We start from the raw sequence: 14856 nt of genomic DNA, 5'->3' as shown, positions 1-14856 counted from the left end.
TTGAACTGAACGACACATCATCATGGGCGCACAATGGAAACAGAAATGGCGGGAAATGGCCGCGGACCAAAAGGGCAAGATCACGGGCAAGCTGGTGCGTGAAATCCAGGTGGCGGCCAAGCTCGGTGGCCCGCACCCGGAATACAACGCCCGTCTGGCCGCTGCGGTGGCGAATGCCAAGAAGCAGAGCGTGACGCGCGACACCATCGAGCGCGCCATCGCCAAAGGCTCGGGCACCGGGCCGGATGCCGTGCAGTATGAGACGACGGTTTATGAAGGATTCACCCCGCACCGCGTGCCGGTGGTGGTGGAATGCCTGACGGACAACAACAACCGCACCTCCTCGGAAATCCGCGTGCTCTTCCGTGCCGGCAGCATGGGCAAGGTGCTGTGGATGTTTGACCATGTGGGCATGGTCGAGGCGCATCACGCAGACAAGACGCTGGACATCGAGGTGGCCGCGCTGGAGGCCGAAGCGGAAAACGTGGAGCCGATGGAAGTCGAAGACGAGGAAGCCGCAGGCCACATCGGCGCACGTTTCTTCACCCAGACGACGACGCTGGATGCCGTGACGAAGGCCCTCAAAGCCGCTGGCTGGCAGGTGACCACCTCCGAAATGAGCTACGTGCCCAAGGAGTACCCCGAAGTGACCGACGCGCAGCGCGAGGAGATCACAAACTTCCTGCAGGCGCTGGACGGGCATGATGATGTGCACCGGGTTTACGCCGCGCTGAAATGATAACTCTCGAATGCCAGAGCCCGAGGGAGGCATGGGGGCGGCACCGTCTCCTCCAGCGCGCCTTTCGGGCTTCGTCATTCTGCATTCTGCCCGCCGCACTCCTGCTCTGCGGCTGCGGAAAGAAAAAAACCTCGCTCGTCCCCAAGGCAGAAACCCCCGTCGTTGTGCAGCCCACGCTGCTCACCGAGGCAGAAAATCTGGGACTTGCGGGCCGGGTGGTCAGCGATGTGGAGTTTTGCATCAGCAGCGTGCAGTTCAAGAAGCACGCGCAGGCACTGCAGGCTTCGCGATGGTGGGGCCAGGCAATGGCGTTTCTGGAGGACAAAGCGCCCGCGGCTGACAAGACAGACGTCGTGACGGTGGACGAGGCCTTTCTCGCTTTCGGGAAAGACAGTGTGCAGAGCCTGGTGCTGCTGAGACAGCTCAATGATCTTTACAACGAGACAGCCTACCGCGGCATGATGAGCGGCGGCGCACTGGCGGGACTGGGCACAAGCTTTGATGCGAAGAAGCTGATGGAGGCCGCGCTGCGTGACCCTGCGGTGCTGGAGGCGCTCATCCTGCTGCTGGAACGGTTTGAAATGCCGCCGGTCATGATCGGCGTGGCATCGCCCGAGCCAGCGCTGGTGCTGCGAAAAATGAGCGAGACACTGCGGCTGGCGGAATGGCTGGGCAATGCACCGCAGTCACGCATCGTGACAGCCCAGGGGGAAAAGATCACGGTGAACGAGGTTGCCATGGACCAGGTGCTGACGGCGGACAGGCGGCGCGACTGGGTGGACCTGCTGGTCAAAGCTGTGCCGGGGATCACCCCGGAGACCAAGGACAGGATCTCTCGCGGCCTGGAAGTCCTGGCACGCAAAAAATGGGTGCTGGCTCTGGGCATGGGCAGTCAATGTGCGTATGTGGCCGTGGGCAGGTCGAAGGATCAGATCCGGCTGGCCAGCTCTGTGGAGGAGTCACTGCTGGCACGGCCTGAAATGCGGCCGCTGGACGCTCATGCGCGCAAAGGTCTGGGATTGATCGCATGCTGGGATGGCAAGTTCTGGGATGCACTGCAGTCAGACCATCCGTTCCAGCCGATTGTGCGTGGAGTGCTGACAGGCCTGCAGGCGGAAAAAACATTCGCAGGTGTGGCGCGCGCCCTGGAGCCGCAGGTGGTCGAGCTGGCTGCTGCTGAGCGCGCGTACTACCGGAGCGAGCATGCCAACGGTGCGCTGGTGGCATGGTGGCAGGGCGGGCTGCAGCTGGAAATGGCCGGTGGGTGTTCCACTGCCGGAGCCGCAGATCTGGCAAAGGCATCGCAGTTCTCGGCTTTGCTGGACGAGCCTGATCTGGTCTTCGGCATGAGCGGTCAGGGGTCCGGCACAGGTACAGGGAGAGCCTACTTTGAAACGTGGATGCGCACCCTGCATGCGACGGCCCATGAGCTGATCAAAGCGGGGGTGGGCGGCGAGAAGTCAGCAGAACTGTACAAGCTGGCAGAGCATGCCGTGCTGCCGGGCATCGTGGAGCTTTATGACGGCACAAAAACCATCTGGCAGAAGGCGCTGAGCGGAGACGGCGCCTTCATCGTGGATGTGGGAGGAAAAATGCCGCTGCTGCCAGGCCTGCCGCCAGGCGGGGAGTCCGTGCCTCTGCCACGCTTTGCCAGCGTGCATCAGATCAAAAACCGGGCGCTGATCGGTGTGTCATGGGCCAACATGGAGGCAGCCCTGCAAAAGCTGCTGAAAAACGTGCCTTCACCGCAGCCGGTTGAGCTGCCGCGGGTGGTGGTGAAGCGCAGCGGAGACCTGACGAGCTACAGCTATGAACTGCCGTTTGATTCGAGAGAGCTGGCACCCTGTGCCTCGCTGAATGACCAGGTCTTCATGCTCGGCACATCGCGTGTGCAGCAGAGCCATCTGGCGGAAGTCCTCAGGCGACCCGGCCCAGGCCCGGCCACAGGGATGCGGGCCAAGGCAAGCATCTCCAAACTGCGTGAGTTTCTCAAGGCCTTTGCGAACGCGCGGGCCCAGAACGGTGGCGCAGGAGATCTGAAGGCAATGCTCAAATGGCTGGAACCGCTGGAGACGATGGACCTGCGTCTCTGGAGCGAGGAAGGGATGAGCCGAGGGCGCCTCTCATGGCAGATGCACGATGTGCTGAGCTATGACTGATGCAGGCCCCCGGACTCACGCCAGTCACTCATGCAGGCCACGGCCCGTCTGCCTTGGTTTTTCCCTTGCTGTTTGGCAAAGGGCAAAGCTCATGCTCGTGAGCGATCGCAGTGAAGAAAGGGTGCCGCCATTTGTCACTTGGTGGACGATGACACAGGCGTGGGCTCGGCCTGAGCACGCCAGGTGAGCAGGCCTTTTTCATTCATCAGATAAAGGACGGGAACAGACTTGCCCTGCGGGCCATCCGGCAGAAGACGGCCCTCAGCGTCAAAATTGGCAATCCGGGAATCAGCATAACGAATCCAGCCCTGAAGTGCACCAGAAGCGGGATCGTAGCGATAGACATCACGCCATTGCTTCGGTGTCGTGAGACGCGGACTGACATAGGCAGGAGCGGTGGAACGCTCGAGGACATCCGGAAAGATCACCTGGCTGAGGAGGGTGAGGTTCAGGCCCCGCAGCATGTAGCGCTCTCCGAGCGAAAGCTTTTCCGGCGGGGACATCGTGTCGATCTGGCCGGAAGCCTGCTCGACAAGCACCCCCTGCAGAATGAGGCGGTGCAGTTCGGCGCGGACGTCGGCAATGGCCGTTGATTTGGGCGAAGCAGCGGCCAGGGCATCGAGCTCACGCTGAGAGCCGAGGTAGAGAAGATGAAAACTGGCGATGGCGTTGAGCACTTTCTCAATGGTGTCACGCACGCTGAGCTCTGATTTTTCCGTGACCTTCTTTTTCAAGGCTCCGCTGATGGCCTCGCCCAGCTTGGACCTCAGCTTGGCGGCCTGCTCTTTGCGCTGGGCATTGTTTTCGACTGCAGCGTGGGCTTCCAGCAGGGGCTTGAGCACAAGATAGTGCTGCTGCAGTCCGGCCCGCTCTTCAGGCGTGAGGATTTGATCGAGCAGCCGACTGCGGAGATTGGTGTCCTTCATGCTGAAGGCCAGCAGAACCTTCACCCAGCGCAGGTCCGTATCCGCAGCCGGAAGGCCATAGTCCGGGTTGTGCGTTTGGTAGTGGATCTCAGAGACACGGCCCTTCTCGTCATAGAAATGCATTTCGTTGGGCAGCATGTAAAAGCTGATGATGGCCGGGGTGCTGGCACTGGAGCCGTTGTCTGCAAAAACACCGATGTCGATCCGATGGCTGCGGAGGCCGGTGGCGGTCATGACGGGCGGCGCCCAGCGGATGCGGAGACGCATGACATCACCACCGGGCTGGGACTCGATGCGGACAAAGCGTGTGTCTCCCTGAAGCACGGCGCCGCGCATTTGGAGCGGCGCTTTGACGAGGTTCATCGTTTTCTCAAAGCCCACGAGCATGACGTGCTCGTCTTCATTCCCACGCAGGATGCGCGCGATGGAGACAGGGGTGTCCGAAAGCTGCCACGGGTGCGGGCTGGCAAGCTCGAAGAAATTTTTGCCGGGTTCGATCTTGGACTCTTCGATCACACGCAGCAGCACCAGCGGCGGGATCTTGGCCGGCGTCATGTCATGGGCGGTGCGCACCATTTTTTCCTCATCGATCTGCGCACCATCAAAGACAGGCGGGTGCGCTTTGCCGGTGAAGTAGTCCTCGGCCGTCTGCACCATCCTGTTTGAACGGCGGAAGATGGCCTGCAGCGTGGGTGCGAGCAGACGTTTTTCGATGAGCAGCTTCTGCGTTTCCGGAGGAAAGGCGGCGGTGGTGGACAGCAGGGCCTTCAGGAAAGGCTGGTCGGTGAATGAAGACCCCTGGGAGATGAGGAGACAGGGGCTGTTCAGCGGCAGGAGATCGCCATAGCCGCCACCGTCAGCACCATTTCCCCCGATGTCATAGTCCTGATGCTCCGGGTAGATGAAGAGGTTGTTGGAAAGGTACTGCTGGGCCAGGAAGCGGTTGCCGCCAGGGTCCATCATGTAGATGCGCGGCAGGCAGCCGAGCTGCGTGGCGGCAGATGCCATGGAGCAGTTTCCCAGCGTGGGCTGGGGCCGCACCTGAGTGGCGGCACCTTTTTCGTTTCCCTTGAAGACCTGAAGCTGAGGGTACTCCGCCGTGTTCAGCGGCGAATGCTGGCCGTCACGGTTTTCATACATGATGGCCTGCAGACCTGCTGCGGTACCGTTCGCAAACCAGTCATTGAGCAGCACGGCGACACTGTCCGTGCGCGTGGTCACCGGCTGTGCGGCGACGTCCGCCAGCCCAAGCGTTAAAAACGCCAGGAGGCTCAGGCAGGCCGTGGGTGGGGTCAGCACGCAGCTATACTCATGGCTGAGCCGCCATTGGCAAAAAGAATATGCGCCGGCGCACAGGGTTTAACCCTCGGCCGACGCCAGTGGGAAGCGCAGCTTGATTTCGGTGCCCTGGTCGGGGTTGCCCCTGACGAAGAGCTGCCCCCGCATTTGATCTGCGAACACAGCAAGGATCTTGAGCCCGAGACCGCTGCCCTCTCCGGGGTGAAACCCGGCGGGCAGGCCCACGCCGTCGTCACCGATGACAAGCTCCCCCGCGCCCTGGCTGTAGCTCAGCACCGCCGTGACCCGCCCCTGCCGGCCATGCGGATAGGCGTGCTCAAAGCAGTTTGAGAGCGCCTCATTGAGCGTGAGTGCCAGCGGCATCAGCCACTCCTGCTGAATGGGCCCTTCCTGCACCTCCAGGTGCACCTGAATCTGATCCGGCTTCACCTCGTAGCATTCACGCAGGTGGGCGACGAGATCGTGCGAGAAATCGCTGAAGGTGTCCCCCTTCCCCAGCGCGACCTGATACAGGTGCTGATGCAGCGCCGCGATGGCACGCACGCGGTTCTGGCTGGAGCGCAGGGCATTGCGGGCATCCTGATCACTCACCCCGTTGATCTGCATGTTCAGCAGGCTGGAGATGATCTGGAGATGGTTTTTGATGCGATGATGGGTCTCGGTGAGCAGAAGCTTCTCGCGCTCAAGATCGACCACCGGCCAGCGCTGGCGCGCGGGAGACACCACCTGGAAGGCCAGCGGGACAGCCGCCTTGAGCATCGCCGCAGGCACTGAGGGCACCGCAGGTGTTTCAGTGGCTTCCGCTTCATGCGAGGAGAGCTCAAAACCACCATCTGCAAGGATGCGTGCGCCGATTTTTGCTTCACCGCACCGGCCGTTGCCGCCGAATATCGGACGCGGCATCACGCTGTGCGGACGCGAGGCCTGCTCGGCAAGATCCGCAAAGAAACCGGTGGCGTCCGAAGGCCGGAAAAACTGATGTAGCGGCCGGCCGATCGCAGCAGCAGACTCAAGGCCGAAAAGCTTTTGCGCATGCTCCGACCAGGTGCGCACACGGCCATTGGCATCCGTGGTGAGCAGCACGACGCTCGCCGGCCTTCGGCTGGCGGCAGGTGCCTGGGTGAAAGCTGCCGCAGGAGCCCTCAGCGCTGGGTGGGCTGCAGCCGCAGGCTCGGAGACATCCTGGAGGTAATGAATGGTGCAGTGTGCTTCACCCTGCAGATCAGGAACAGAGGCCAGGTGCAGGATCGCGCGCGAGAAACTGCCATCCACGCGCTTGATGCGGACTCCGAGAGCCTCGGCCTGGCGGCCGCTGCTTTGCAGCGAGCGCAGCGCATCACGCCTTGCGGCAGCGCTCTCAGGATCCAGCCAGGCATCCAGCGGGTAGCGGCGGAGCTCCGACTTCGCCTGTCCCAGCAGCTCTTCGGCATGCTCGTTGACTTCAAAGATGACTCCGGCCTTGTCGGTCATGACAATGGCAACGGGGCTGCCCTGCATGAGCGTGCGGAGCTTGGCCTCCATGCTGCGCAGCTGCTCCTCATGCCTCGTGTGCTCAGTCGCGTCCTGAATGCTGACCAGCAGCCCGCCGCCGGGCAGCGCGATGGGATGAAACTCCAGCTCCTTGAGCAGACCATCCGCCGTGGCCAGCGACACCGTGCGTGTCAGCTGACGCCGCCAGACGCTCTCACGCCAGGCCAGCACGACCTGCGCACGATGCTCCTCGGTAGGGCAGGCATGCGCCAGCCAGCTCTCGACGGTTTGGTCGGCTTCGAGCGGTCGCCCCAGCAGCTTGGCCAGACCTTCGTTTTGAAACACCGGAACACCGCGCTCATCCAGAACAAAGACCCCGCAGGGGATGCCTTCGAGATAGCTGCGCAGCCTCGCTTCGCGCCTGCCAAAGGCCTGCTGCGCCTCGGCGAGAGTGCGCAGCTCCTGCTTTGCGCGTGAGAGCTCATTCTCCAGGCGCTGGCGCACGCCGTCGTCCACCGGGGGCGTGGCCACCACAGCTGGCGGGGCAACGGCTGCAGGTGCCAGAACTGCGGGCGGAGGCGGAGGTGGCATGCCCTCCATCGCCGTCTGGGGCGAGAAGCCCATAAGCATGTACTGCCGGGAAGACTCATCTTCACCTTTGTGTGCCAGTGCGGACACCAGCCACCTCGAGGGCGCCGCAGAATAGGGAGAGGCGTCCGGGTGGGTGACGATGCAGCCCGGCGAAACATTCTGCGCCATGCTCACACGCGTGAGCGCATCCAGTGTCTGCTGGCGCAGCGCGCTGTAGTCACGGCCTTCGGCAAAGACTTCCCAGAAGCAAGTCACGCCCTCCTGGATGCCTTTGTCCAGGGTCAGATGCGCCGCAGCGACATTCGCACGCATGATGACCCCCTCCACATTCAGCACCAGCATCGGGATGGAGCAGTCCAGCGGATCAGGCGTCTTGGCCTGCAGCACGGAGTTTTCCTGCTCCTCAGTTGAAGCCGTTGGTTTGGCAGTCTCTGCGTCCGAAGACTGCGGAGAAGTGAATTTCTCACACGTCACCATCAGGCCGCCCACGGCAGCATCACGCTTTTTGCGCCAGGGCCGCACTTCCCAGCGATAGACCAGATGACGGCCGTCTGGGCCGTTGAGAGAATCATGCTCGCTGCGCACGATGTGTCCCTGCAGCGCACGCTCGTACACCTGCCTCCAGCCCGGATGCAGGCCAGGAAAAATTTCATACTGACTCTTGCCGACGAGCGGCTGCACCTGCTGAAGCCCGAACTCGCTGATCCACTGACGGTTGGCGAGCATGTAGCGCATTCCACGGTCAAACATGGCCATCGCAACCGGCGCATTTTCCACCAAGACGCCCAGCACCAGCTCCATGTCCTCTGACTCATGCCTGGGAGCATCTGGGTTCACAGGTGCACTCGTGCGCTGATCTCCCACCTCCTCACGCCCTTTCTCCAGAGGCGCTGTCTGCGCCTTGGGATGAATGACGTTTCTGAGGACCGAGGAGGACATGTCGTGGATAGTTGAGAAAATTTGAAATTTAGGTTCTCTCAAGTTATCAGCAAGGCGAAAATACGGAGATTTGCGTCTCAGTTCAGCAATTAATGACCCGAGACGTAAATTTCAACACCCCTCATGCGAAATCATTCCCGGTGATAGGGCTCCCCCCGAATGATCGTGTATGCACGGTAGATCTGCTCCATCAGCATCACCCAGGCGATGTCATGCTGCATGGTGAGCGTGGAAAGCGACCAGCACACTCTGGATCTGGCACGGAACTGGGGCGAGTGCCCATCCGCACCGCCGATCACCAGACAGACACGTTTGCGGCCAGAAACCTCTTCATTCTCAATCCACTTTGCCATTTCCAGGCTTCGCAACTGACGCCCGCGCTCATCCAGCAGGATGCAAAGATCACTCCCGCATGCGGCCTCGATCTGTTTTTCCACCTTCTCCTGAGGAGCTTCCTTGATGATCACATGCTCGAAATGGCTGTAGTGCTGAAGCCTCTTCCAGTAGAGATCGACAGCCTCTTTCACCCAGGAGTGCCCAGGCTTTCCAACCGTGATGATGCGCCATTGCATGACTCCAAATGCGCACATCTCATTAAGATATACAAGGCTAGCATGATATTATTGTCATTTTAATAAAGATAGATTTTGTTGCGTACCCTTGCCGTCCTTGTTGTTGCATAATTTAAAAAGATCGTTAAAATGAGAATGTCACTTCAAAAAATTAACCGTTAGCCAAGCCTATGTCTCAAGCATCTCATACTTCGGTTCATCTCGTCGCAACCAGTCTTGTGACGGTCATGCTGGCTTCTTGTGCCGTTCCTCCGCGTGAGGCTTGGCAGGCGATTCAGACTCGTGGGCTCATCACCTACTACATGGGCAAGGAAAGCCGTCCTCTGGGATCTTCCTCCGGCTCGCCAGCCTTGGCTCAGAGCACGACTCCCGTTCAGACTCCAGCTCCGGTCGTGGGGCCAGACCGCCCCGCCACGCCTCCTCCTGCGATGCTGAATGCATCCACGATGCCTGTCGCGCAGGCCGTGCCGGATCTTCCTGGCTATGTCCGCACTCCTTTCACCAATCCGCCTCGTCTGGTAGACGTCCGCGGCATGTCTGCGGGCTCCAAGGTGGTCTGCCCTTACACACAGCGTCCTTTCCTGGTTCCTGGCAGCGTGACGGTGGCGCCCACCAATGTTGCCACCACCCGTCCAAAGGCTCCCGCAGCCCCTGAACGCCCCCGCACCACACCTCCTGTGACCGCCAACAGCAATGTGGCTGCCATGACCACGCCCGCCCCGAGCGCTCCGACGGTGGCTCCCACAGCTCCCGCCCCAGCTGCCGACCTTCCTTACGGAACGTCCATCCCCGGCCGCCCTGGTTTCGTGAACAGCCCGTTCGCCGCCAAGCATCAGCTGGTGGACGTCACCGGCCTGCCTGTGGGCATGGAAGTCAAATGCCCTTACACCGGCAAGCTCTTCCGCGTGCCACCACAGTAAGCACTTCGGCAGCCAGCAACGTCAGCCCCTCTTTGCCCCGTTGTGGAGAAATCCATGACGGGGCTTTTCATTTTCATCTTCAACGGCTCCGTTGATTTGCCTTCACGCCACAACATGCGATGATAAAAGCTTAATGGATCTACCCTCAGGCCTGCTGACTCTCCCCGGCCGCACCTTTCTACATTTTCTGGTCTATCTTGGACAGCTCGCCGACCTGATGCGCGAGCTGTCTATTGCTGTTCGTTCAAGGGTGTGGCGCCTCAGGCTCGTGGCACAGCAGATCGTAGCCATCGGCTACGGCTCACAGGCGGTGGTGATTGTGACGGGTGCCTTCACGGGCGCTGTGTTCACCTTCCAAAGCTACGCCAAATTCAAGGACTTCGGCTTTGAGACCACCGTGGGCGCGGTGGTTTCCGTGGCTCTGTGCCGGGAGCTGGGTCCGGTGCTGGCAGGGCTGATGGTGGCAGGCCGTGTGGGTGCTGCGATGGCCGCTGACATCGGCACCATGAAAGTGACTGAGCAGGTGGACGCCCTGCGCGTCATGGGTGTGCATCCGGTGGATTTTCTCGTGCTGCCACGCTTCCTGGCGATGATGGTCTCCATGCCCTTCCTGGTGGCGGAGAGCATCTCCTTCGGACTTTTTGCCTCCTACCTGGTGACGAGCTTCGGCTACGACATGCCCTCCGCGTGGTATCTCACCCACATGCTGGACCACACCAACATGGAGGATCTCAGCATCGGCATGATCAAGGGCTTCGTGTTTGGCATGCTCATCACCTTGATCTCATGCCACCAGGGCCTGTCCGCCGAAAACGGAGCCGTGGGCGTCGGCGCAGGCACCACACGCGCGGTGGTCATCTCCTCGCTCGTGCTGCTCATCGTCAATTTCTTCCTCTCCATCCTGCTCAACTACGTCTTCCCCATCGGCACTGTCTAAGTCATGGCTGAACCAACCACCGGCACGACTCCAGCCTCCTCGCCTGCCTCCGCCAACGGCAGCCAGCATGCTTTCATTGAACTGAAAAACGTGTGCAAGCGCTTTGGCAGCCAGCAGGTGCTGCTGAACATCAACCTCACCCTCCAGCATGGTGAGACTCTGTGCATCATCGGCCCCAGCGGCGAGGGCAAGACCGTCACCCTCAAGCACATCATCGGCCTGATCAAGCCGGACAGCGGAGAGATCTACGTGGACGGCGTGCATGTGAACCGCCTCAAGGAACGTGAAATGGCCCCCATTCGCAAGAAGGTGAGCATGCTCTTCCAGGGCGCTGCACTCTTTGACAATCTCACGGTCGAGCAAAACGTGGCTTTCCCGCTTCTGGAGCACGGTGTGCGTGACCGGGCCGAAATCGACAGCCGCGTGCGTGCAGCCCTTCAGGCCGTGGATCTGGATGAGCACCGGCATAAATTCCCGACCGCTCTTTCGGGCGGCATGCGCAAGCGCACAGGCATCGCGCGTGCCATCATCGACCACAGCGAGTGCATCCTGTACGATGAGCCCAACTCAGGCCTCGACCCCATCGGCTCAGACATCATCGACCAGATGATCCTGCGCATGCAGCGCCGCTACAACATCACCTCCATCATCGTCACCCACGACATGCGCAGCGTCTTCAAGATCGCCAACCGCGTGGCCATGCTCTATCGTGGAGAGATCCGTTTCCTCGGCACACCGCAGGAGCTGCGCGACTCCCCGGACCAGGTCGTCCAGGATTTCATCAACGGCCATTCAGACATCACCGGCTAACCCCGTCATTCTTTCCACCCCCACTCTTCTCATCTCATGATCGACAGCGATAAAAAAACCGAAATGCTCGTCGGGCTCTTTCTGTTCGTCGGGCTGCTGCTCCTCGGTGGTCTCATCCTCATGTTCGGGCGCGTGCGTGAAGTCTTCAAGGACACCTATCACCTCCAGGTGGCCTTTCCAAACGCCTCCGGCATCAAGGAAGGCTCACCCGTCTTTCTCGGCGGCTCACGCGTGGGCAAGGTGGACAAAAAACCGCAGCTCAACGACACTTTCACAGGCGTCATTCTCGACCTGGAGCTCTTCAAGGATGTCATGATCCCCGCAGACGCCTCCTTTGCCATCGGCTCTGCTGGTCTCATGGGCGATGCCCTGGTCGAAATCAAGCCCACCGGCAAGCAGACGGATGTCTTCCTGCCTCATGATTACAACAAGATCATCGAAGGTGAAAAAGGCGGCGGGCTCAACGACCTGCAAAGCCAGGCCGAGAAGGTCGGCAAAAAGGTCGATGTCGTGCTCGATGACGTGCGTGAAGCGCTCAAGGACGTCAAAGATTCCATGGGCAAGGTCAACAAGGACGCGCTTTCCGACGCCACAATCCAGAATTTCAAAGAGGGCATGGACCACCTCAACAACACCCTGAAGCGGGTGGACGAGAAGGTGCTGGGAGATGAAAATGCACAGACCCTCAAGACCGCCCTCGGCGAACTCAAAGACGCCGCCACCAGCTTCAAAAACGCGGCCAAAAACATCGAGGAGTCGAGCAAAAAAATCGGCCCCATGTTTGACAAGCTCGACCCCGCCATCGCCAAGGCTGACAAAGTCATGACCGCTGCCGATGAGTCCCTGCAGTCGATCAAAAAGGCCGCCAACGGCTTCGCCCTCGCGGCCGACCACATATCCACAGGCAAAGGCCTGCTCGGCGCGCTCATGCACGACCAGCGTCTGATGAACGACTTTCGTGACTTGATCTACAACTTCAAAGTCAACGGCCCGCTGTGGTACAAGGACACGGCGGAAAAGCTGCGCGCTGAAGAGGCCAAAAAGCAGCTCGAAGAATCACCGCCGAAACGCGGCATTTTCCGCTGATCTGCCCCGCCACACACACTCATGCCAGCACGGCGTGCAGCGCATTTTCATCCTCCCGGCATTCAGCCAGGATCAGCGCCCGCAGCCGCCGCTTCGCACGGTGCAGGGCCGTGCGCAGCGCGCCGCTCTGAGGGTGTGCCGCACGGCAGCCTTTGACGAGGCTTTCCTCAAGGCAGTCCCACACTTGGGCCCGTCCCTGCGCGTGAAGCTCAAGGCTGCAGGCATGCAGCGCACGCTCGATGACCCCTCTCGCCCAGTCACGGTCCATCTCCCCGTCCGGCGTGGGTCGTGCATCCACGACGTCAATCTCGCCGCCATTTTCATCGGTCAATGAAAAGCAGAGGGCACCGCCGCCACGGCGCTGGCGCGTGCGGTGCTGCCAGCGCTTGATGAGGTGCGTGCGCAGACGCGCAAAAAGAAAGGCGGCCTGCTCACCATGATCGGCGATGGCAGCGGCGCGCTCGTGCTGCCCCTGCGCGACGAGCTTGGCAAACAGTTCCTGCACGGCGTCCTCGGCATCGTGCACTTCGCAGCCGCGTGAGCGTGCGAAGGCGCAGAGCACCGGCCAGTGCCGGCGGTAGAGCATTGAGGTTGCGTTGCAGGCGGATGAATCCGTGGTGTGGCTGGCGGCGTGGTCTTCTCCAAGGTGCATGACGGTGTGGGGTTGTGATGAATGCATTGGAGCCGTCGCGCATGACACCCGCCTGCGGGCGGACATTAATTGGCATTTATCTTCGTGCGTCCCGCCTCACTCGGCGTGAGAGTCTGCTCATGCACCTCACGGCATGAGCGCCCCGGCCAACACCCGCAGCTTCCGCATCCGCCTGGCTCTGCAGACGATGATCGTCGCAGGCACTCTGGTGGCGGGCTTCGGCGCCGCTGCATGGTGGTATGCCAGCCAGACCCTGGAGCGTAGCGTGGACGATCGCATCATCGCCCCAGCCCAGCGCGTATGGAACCGCATCGACCCATACACGACCGACGAGCAGTTCAAAATGATCGCCGACCTCGTGTTTGGCACCTCGGGAGACCGCAGCGCCACTCATGCCGTGCTCGTGGTGCAGGAGCATGAGCGAGGACAGACCCTCTTCTCCACCCCCAACGCCCCCAAAGACCTCAACGCCTACTTCCGCAGCTGCTTCCCCACTCAGGATGAGATAGGCCGTGCACCGCCGGTCGCGCCACCCGGTGGAGGCCCTGGGCCGCCAGGTGTGCGGCGGCGCGAACCACCGCCACCGCGCAGGGAAAATGAATTGGGCGATCTCCTCGGCACACCCGGCTTCCACAGGCCACCACCCCCGGAACGCGAACTGCCCTTCCGCCCGCAGATGCCCATGGTTCGTGAGCCGACGACGTTCACCGCACGCTCAGGCGGCATTGACTGGCGCTTTGGCGCCTTCAGCAGCCCCACCTACACCATCTTCATCGGCCTCTCGCTCACGGATTTTTATGCGGAGATCAACCGCATGGCCTGGTGGTACTTTGGCGCAGGCACCTTGGGACTTGCGCTGGCAGGACTCGGCGCGCTGTGGACCTCCCGGCAGGCCATGCGACCGCTGGAGCGCGTGGTCAGCACCGCCCAGCACCTGACGGCAAGCGATCTGGCCGAACGCATCCCCCTGCAGAAGGATGACAACCGTGAGTTTGCCCAGCTCATCGATGTCCTCAACGGCATGATGCAGCGGCTGGAGGGCAGCTTTCAGCAGGCCGTGCGCTTCACCGCAGATGCCTCCCACGAGCTGAAAACCCCGCTCGCCATCATGCTGGCGGATCTCGATGATGCCGTCCGCCACTCCACCCCGGGCAGCACGGAGCACGAGCGCTTTGTCTCGCTCTTTGCGGAAGCCTCCCGCCTCAAACAGATCACGCAAAGCCTCCTGCTGCTCTCACAGGCAGATGCCGGACGGCTGCCCACCCACCCGGAAAGCTACGATCTCAGCGCCGACCTTGAGCGCCTCATTGAAGACGGGGAAATCCTCTGCGAGCAGGCCGGGCTCGCCCTCGCACACGACATCACACCCGGCATCATCGCCCATGCGGACCGCGCCCTGCTGCGGCAGGTGTTTCAAAACCTGCTGAGCAACGCGGTGAAGTACAACCGCCCAGAGGGGCGCGTCTCACTGCAGCTGTCCCAGCAGGACGGCCACATCATCTTCAGCGTCGCCAACACCGGCCCCGCCATCCCGCCGGAAAACCAGCAGCGCCTTTTCGAACGCTTCTTCCGCGGCGACAAAGCCCACACTCGGCAAAAAGACGGCTTTGGCCTGGGGCTCAACATCGCCATGGAACTGGCCCGCGCAAACGGCGCGGAGCTGAGGCTGGTCAGCTCGAAAGAAGATGAAACCGTTTTTGAGGTGCGGATGGCGGTGCAAGAAGGTGTCTGAGGCATCACAAGACCGGCACCCACG

11 protein-coding genes are annotated in these 14856 nt (G+C 61.3%); 7 read left to right on the top strand and 4 right to left on the bottom strand.

All coding sequences use genetic code 11. The annotated features are described in order from the left end of the window. The first annotated feature begins 22 nt into the window (after positions 1-22). On the top strand, positions 23-739 hold the full coding sequence (locus tag ACZ5WW_RS16275; protein ID WP_377166365.1) for a YebC/PmpR family DNA-binding transcriptional regulator: 717 nt from the start codon (positions 23-25) through the stop codon (positions 737-739). After that, positions 736-2898: a hypothetical protein gene (locus ACZ5WW_RS16270; RefSeq protein WP_377166367.1), complete on the top strand. Its 2163-nt coding sequence runs from the start codon at positions 736-738 to the stop codon at positions 2896-2898. Before ACZ5WW_RS16275 ends, ACZ5WW_RS16270 begins: the two co-directional genes overlap by 4 nt. Before the next feature lie 134 nt (positions 2899-3032). Here ACZ5WW_RS16270 and ACZ5WW_RS16265 read toward each other — a convergent pair whose 3' ends face one another. The 3 genes from ACZ5WW_RS16265 to ACZ5WW_RS16255 form a co-directional block, all read right to left on the bottom strand. Then, entirely contained in the window at positions 3033-5123 is a 2091-nt protein-coding gene (locus tag ACZ5WW_RS16265) for a hypothetical protein (RefSeq protein ID WP_377166369.1), read from the bottom strand. A gap of 60 nt (positions 5124-5183) precedes the next feature. Further along, positions 5184-8123, bottom strand: a complete 2940-nt coding sequence (locus tag ACZ5WW_RS16260; RefSeq protein WP_377166371.1) for a PAS domain S-box protein — start codon at positions 8121-8123, stop codon at positions 5184-5186. 131 nt (positions 8124-8254) lie between these two features. Continuing rightward, complete coding sequence (locus ACZ5WW_RS16255) at positions 8255-8695, bottom strand: 23S rRNA (pseudouridine(1915)-N(3))-methyltransferase RlmH (protein WP_377166373.1); 441 nt, start codon at positions 8693-8695, stop codon at positions 8255-8257. A 170-nt stretch (positions 8696-8865) separates the two neighbouring features. Here ACZ5WW_RS16255 and ACZ5WW_RS16250 point away from each other — a divergent pair, with 170 nt between their 5' ends. The 4 genes from ACZ5WW_RS16250 (at position 8866) to ACZ5WW_RS16235 (ending at position 12448) form a co-directional block, all read left to right on the top strand. Continuing rightward, positions 8866-9615 carry a hypothetical protein gene (locus ACZ5WW_RS16250; protein WP_377166375.1) on the top strand — a complete coding sequence of 250 codons (750 nt, stop codon included), beginning with the start codon at positions 8866-8868 and terminating at the stop codon, positions 9613-9615. 133 nt (positions 9616-9748) lie between these two features. Next, entirely contained in the window at positions 9749-10552 is an 804-nt protein-coding gene (locus ACZ5WW_RS16245; RefSeq protein ID WP_377166377.1) for an MlaE family ABC transporter permease, read from the top strand. Between the two features lie 3 nt (positions 10553-10555). Further along, entirely contained in the window at positions 10556-11362 is an 807-nt protein-coding gene (locus ACZ5WW_RS16240; RefSeq protein WP_377166379.1) for an ABC transporter ATP-binding protein, read from the top strand. 36 nt (positions 11363-11398) lie between these two features. Further along, complete coding sequence (locus ACZ5WW_RS16235) at positions 11399-12448, top strand: MlaD family protein (RefSeq protein WP_377166381.1); 1050 nt, start codon at positions 11399-11401, stop codon at positions 12446-12448. Positions 12449-12467: 19 nt separating this feature from the next. Here the strand turns inward: ACZ5WW_RS16235 and ACZ5WW_RS16230 are convergent, their stop codons facing one another. Continuing rightward, on the bottom strand, positions 12468-13100 hold the full coding sequence (locus tag ACZ5WW_RS16230; protein ID WP_377166383.1) for an RNA polymerase sigma factor: 633 nt from the start codon (positions 13098-13100) through the stop codon (positions 12468-12470). A 133-nt stretch (positions 13101-13233) separates the two neighbouring features. Between ACZ5WW_RS16230 and ACZ5WW_RS16225 the strand changes: the two genes are divergently transcribed. Continuing rightward, complete coding sequence (locus ACZ5WW_RS16225) at positions 13234-14832, top strand: sensor histidine kinase (protein WP_377166385.1); 1599 nt, start codon at positions 13234-13236, stop codon at positions 14830-14832. Positions 14833-14856: the final 24 nt, after the last annotated feature.

The sequence above is a fragment of the Prosthecobacter fluviatilis genome, from assembly GCF_055388355.1.
Note: the sequence above shows the minus strand (reverse complement) of the source record. Positions and strands in the feature narration are given on the sequence as shown.

Bases quoted from the DNA above. Each gene is read 5' to 3' on its own strand.
- ACZ5WW_RS16255 (WP_377166373.1), bottom strand. From the start codon at position 8,695: ATGCAATGGCGCATCATCACGGTTGGAAAGCCTGGGCACTCCTGGGTG.
- ACZ5WW_RS16260 (WP_377166371.1), bottom strand. From the start codon at position 8,123: ATGTCCTCCTCGGTCCTCAGAAACGTCATTCATCCCAAGGCGCAGACA.
- ACZ5WW_RS16245 (WP_377166377.1), top strand. From the start codon at position 9,749: ATGGATCTACCCTCAGGCCTGCTGACTCTCCCCGGCCGCACCTTTCTA.
- ACZ5WW_RS16225 (WP_377166385.1), top strand. From the start codon at position 13,234: ATGAGCGCCCCGGCCAACACCCGCAGCTTCCGCATCCGCCTGGCTCTG.
- ACZ5WW_RS16275 (WP_377166365.1), top strand. From the start codon at position 23: ATGGGCGCACAATGGAAACAGAAATGGCGGGAAATGGCCGCGGACCAA.
- ACZ5WW_RS16235 (WP_377166381.1), top strand. From the start codon at position 11,399: ATGATCGACAGCGATAAAAAAACCGAAATGCTCGTCGGGCTCTTTCTG.
- ACZ5WW_RS16270 (WP_377166367.1), top strand. From the start codon at position 736: ATGATAACTCTCGAATGCCAGAGCCCGAGGGAGGCATGGGGGCGGCAC.
- ACZ5WW_RS16230 (WP_377166383.1), bottom strand. From the start codon at position 13,100: ATGCACCTTGGAGAAGACCACGCCGCCAGCCACACCACGGATTCATCC.
- ACZ5WW_RS16250 (WP_377166375.1), top strand. From the start codon at position 8,866: ATGTCTCAAGCATCTCATACTTCGGTTCATCTCGTCGCAACCAGTCTT.
- ACZ5WW_RS16240 (WP_377166379.1), top strand. From the start codon at position 10,556: ATGGCTGAACCAACCACCGGCACGACTCCAGCCTCCTCGCCTGCCTCC.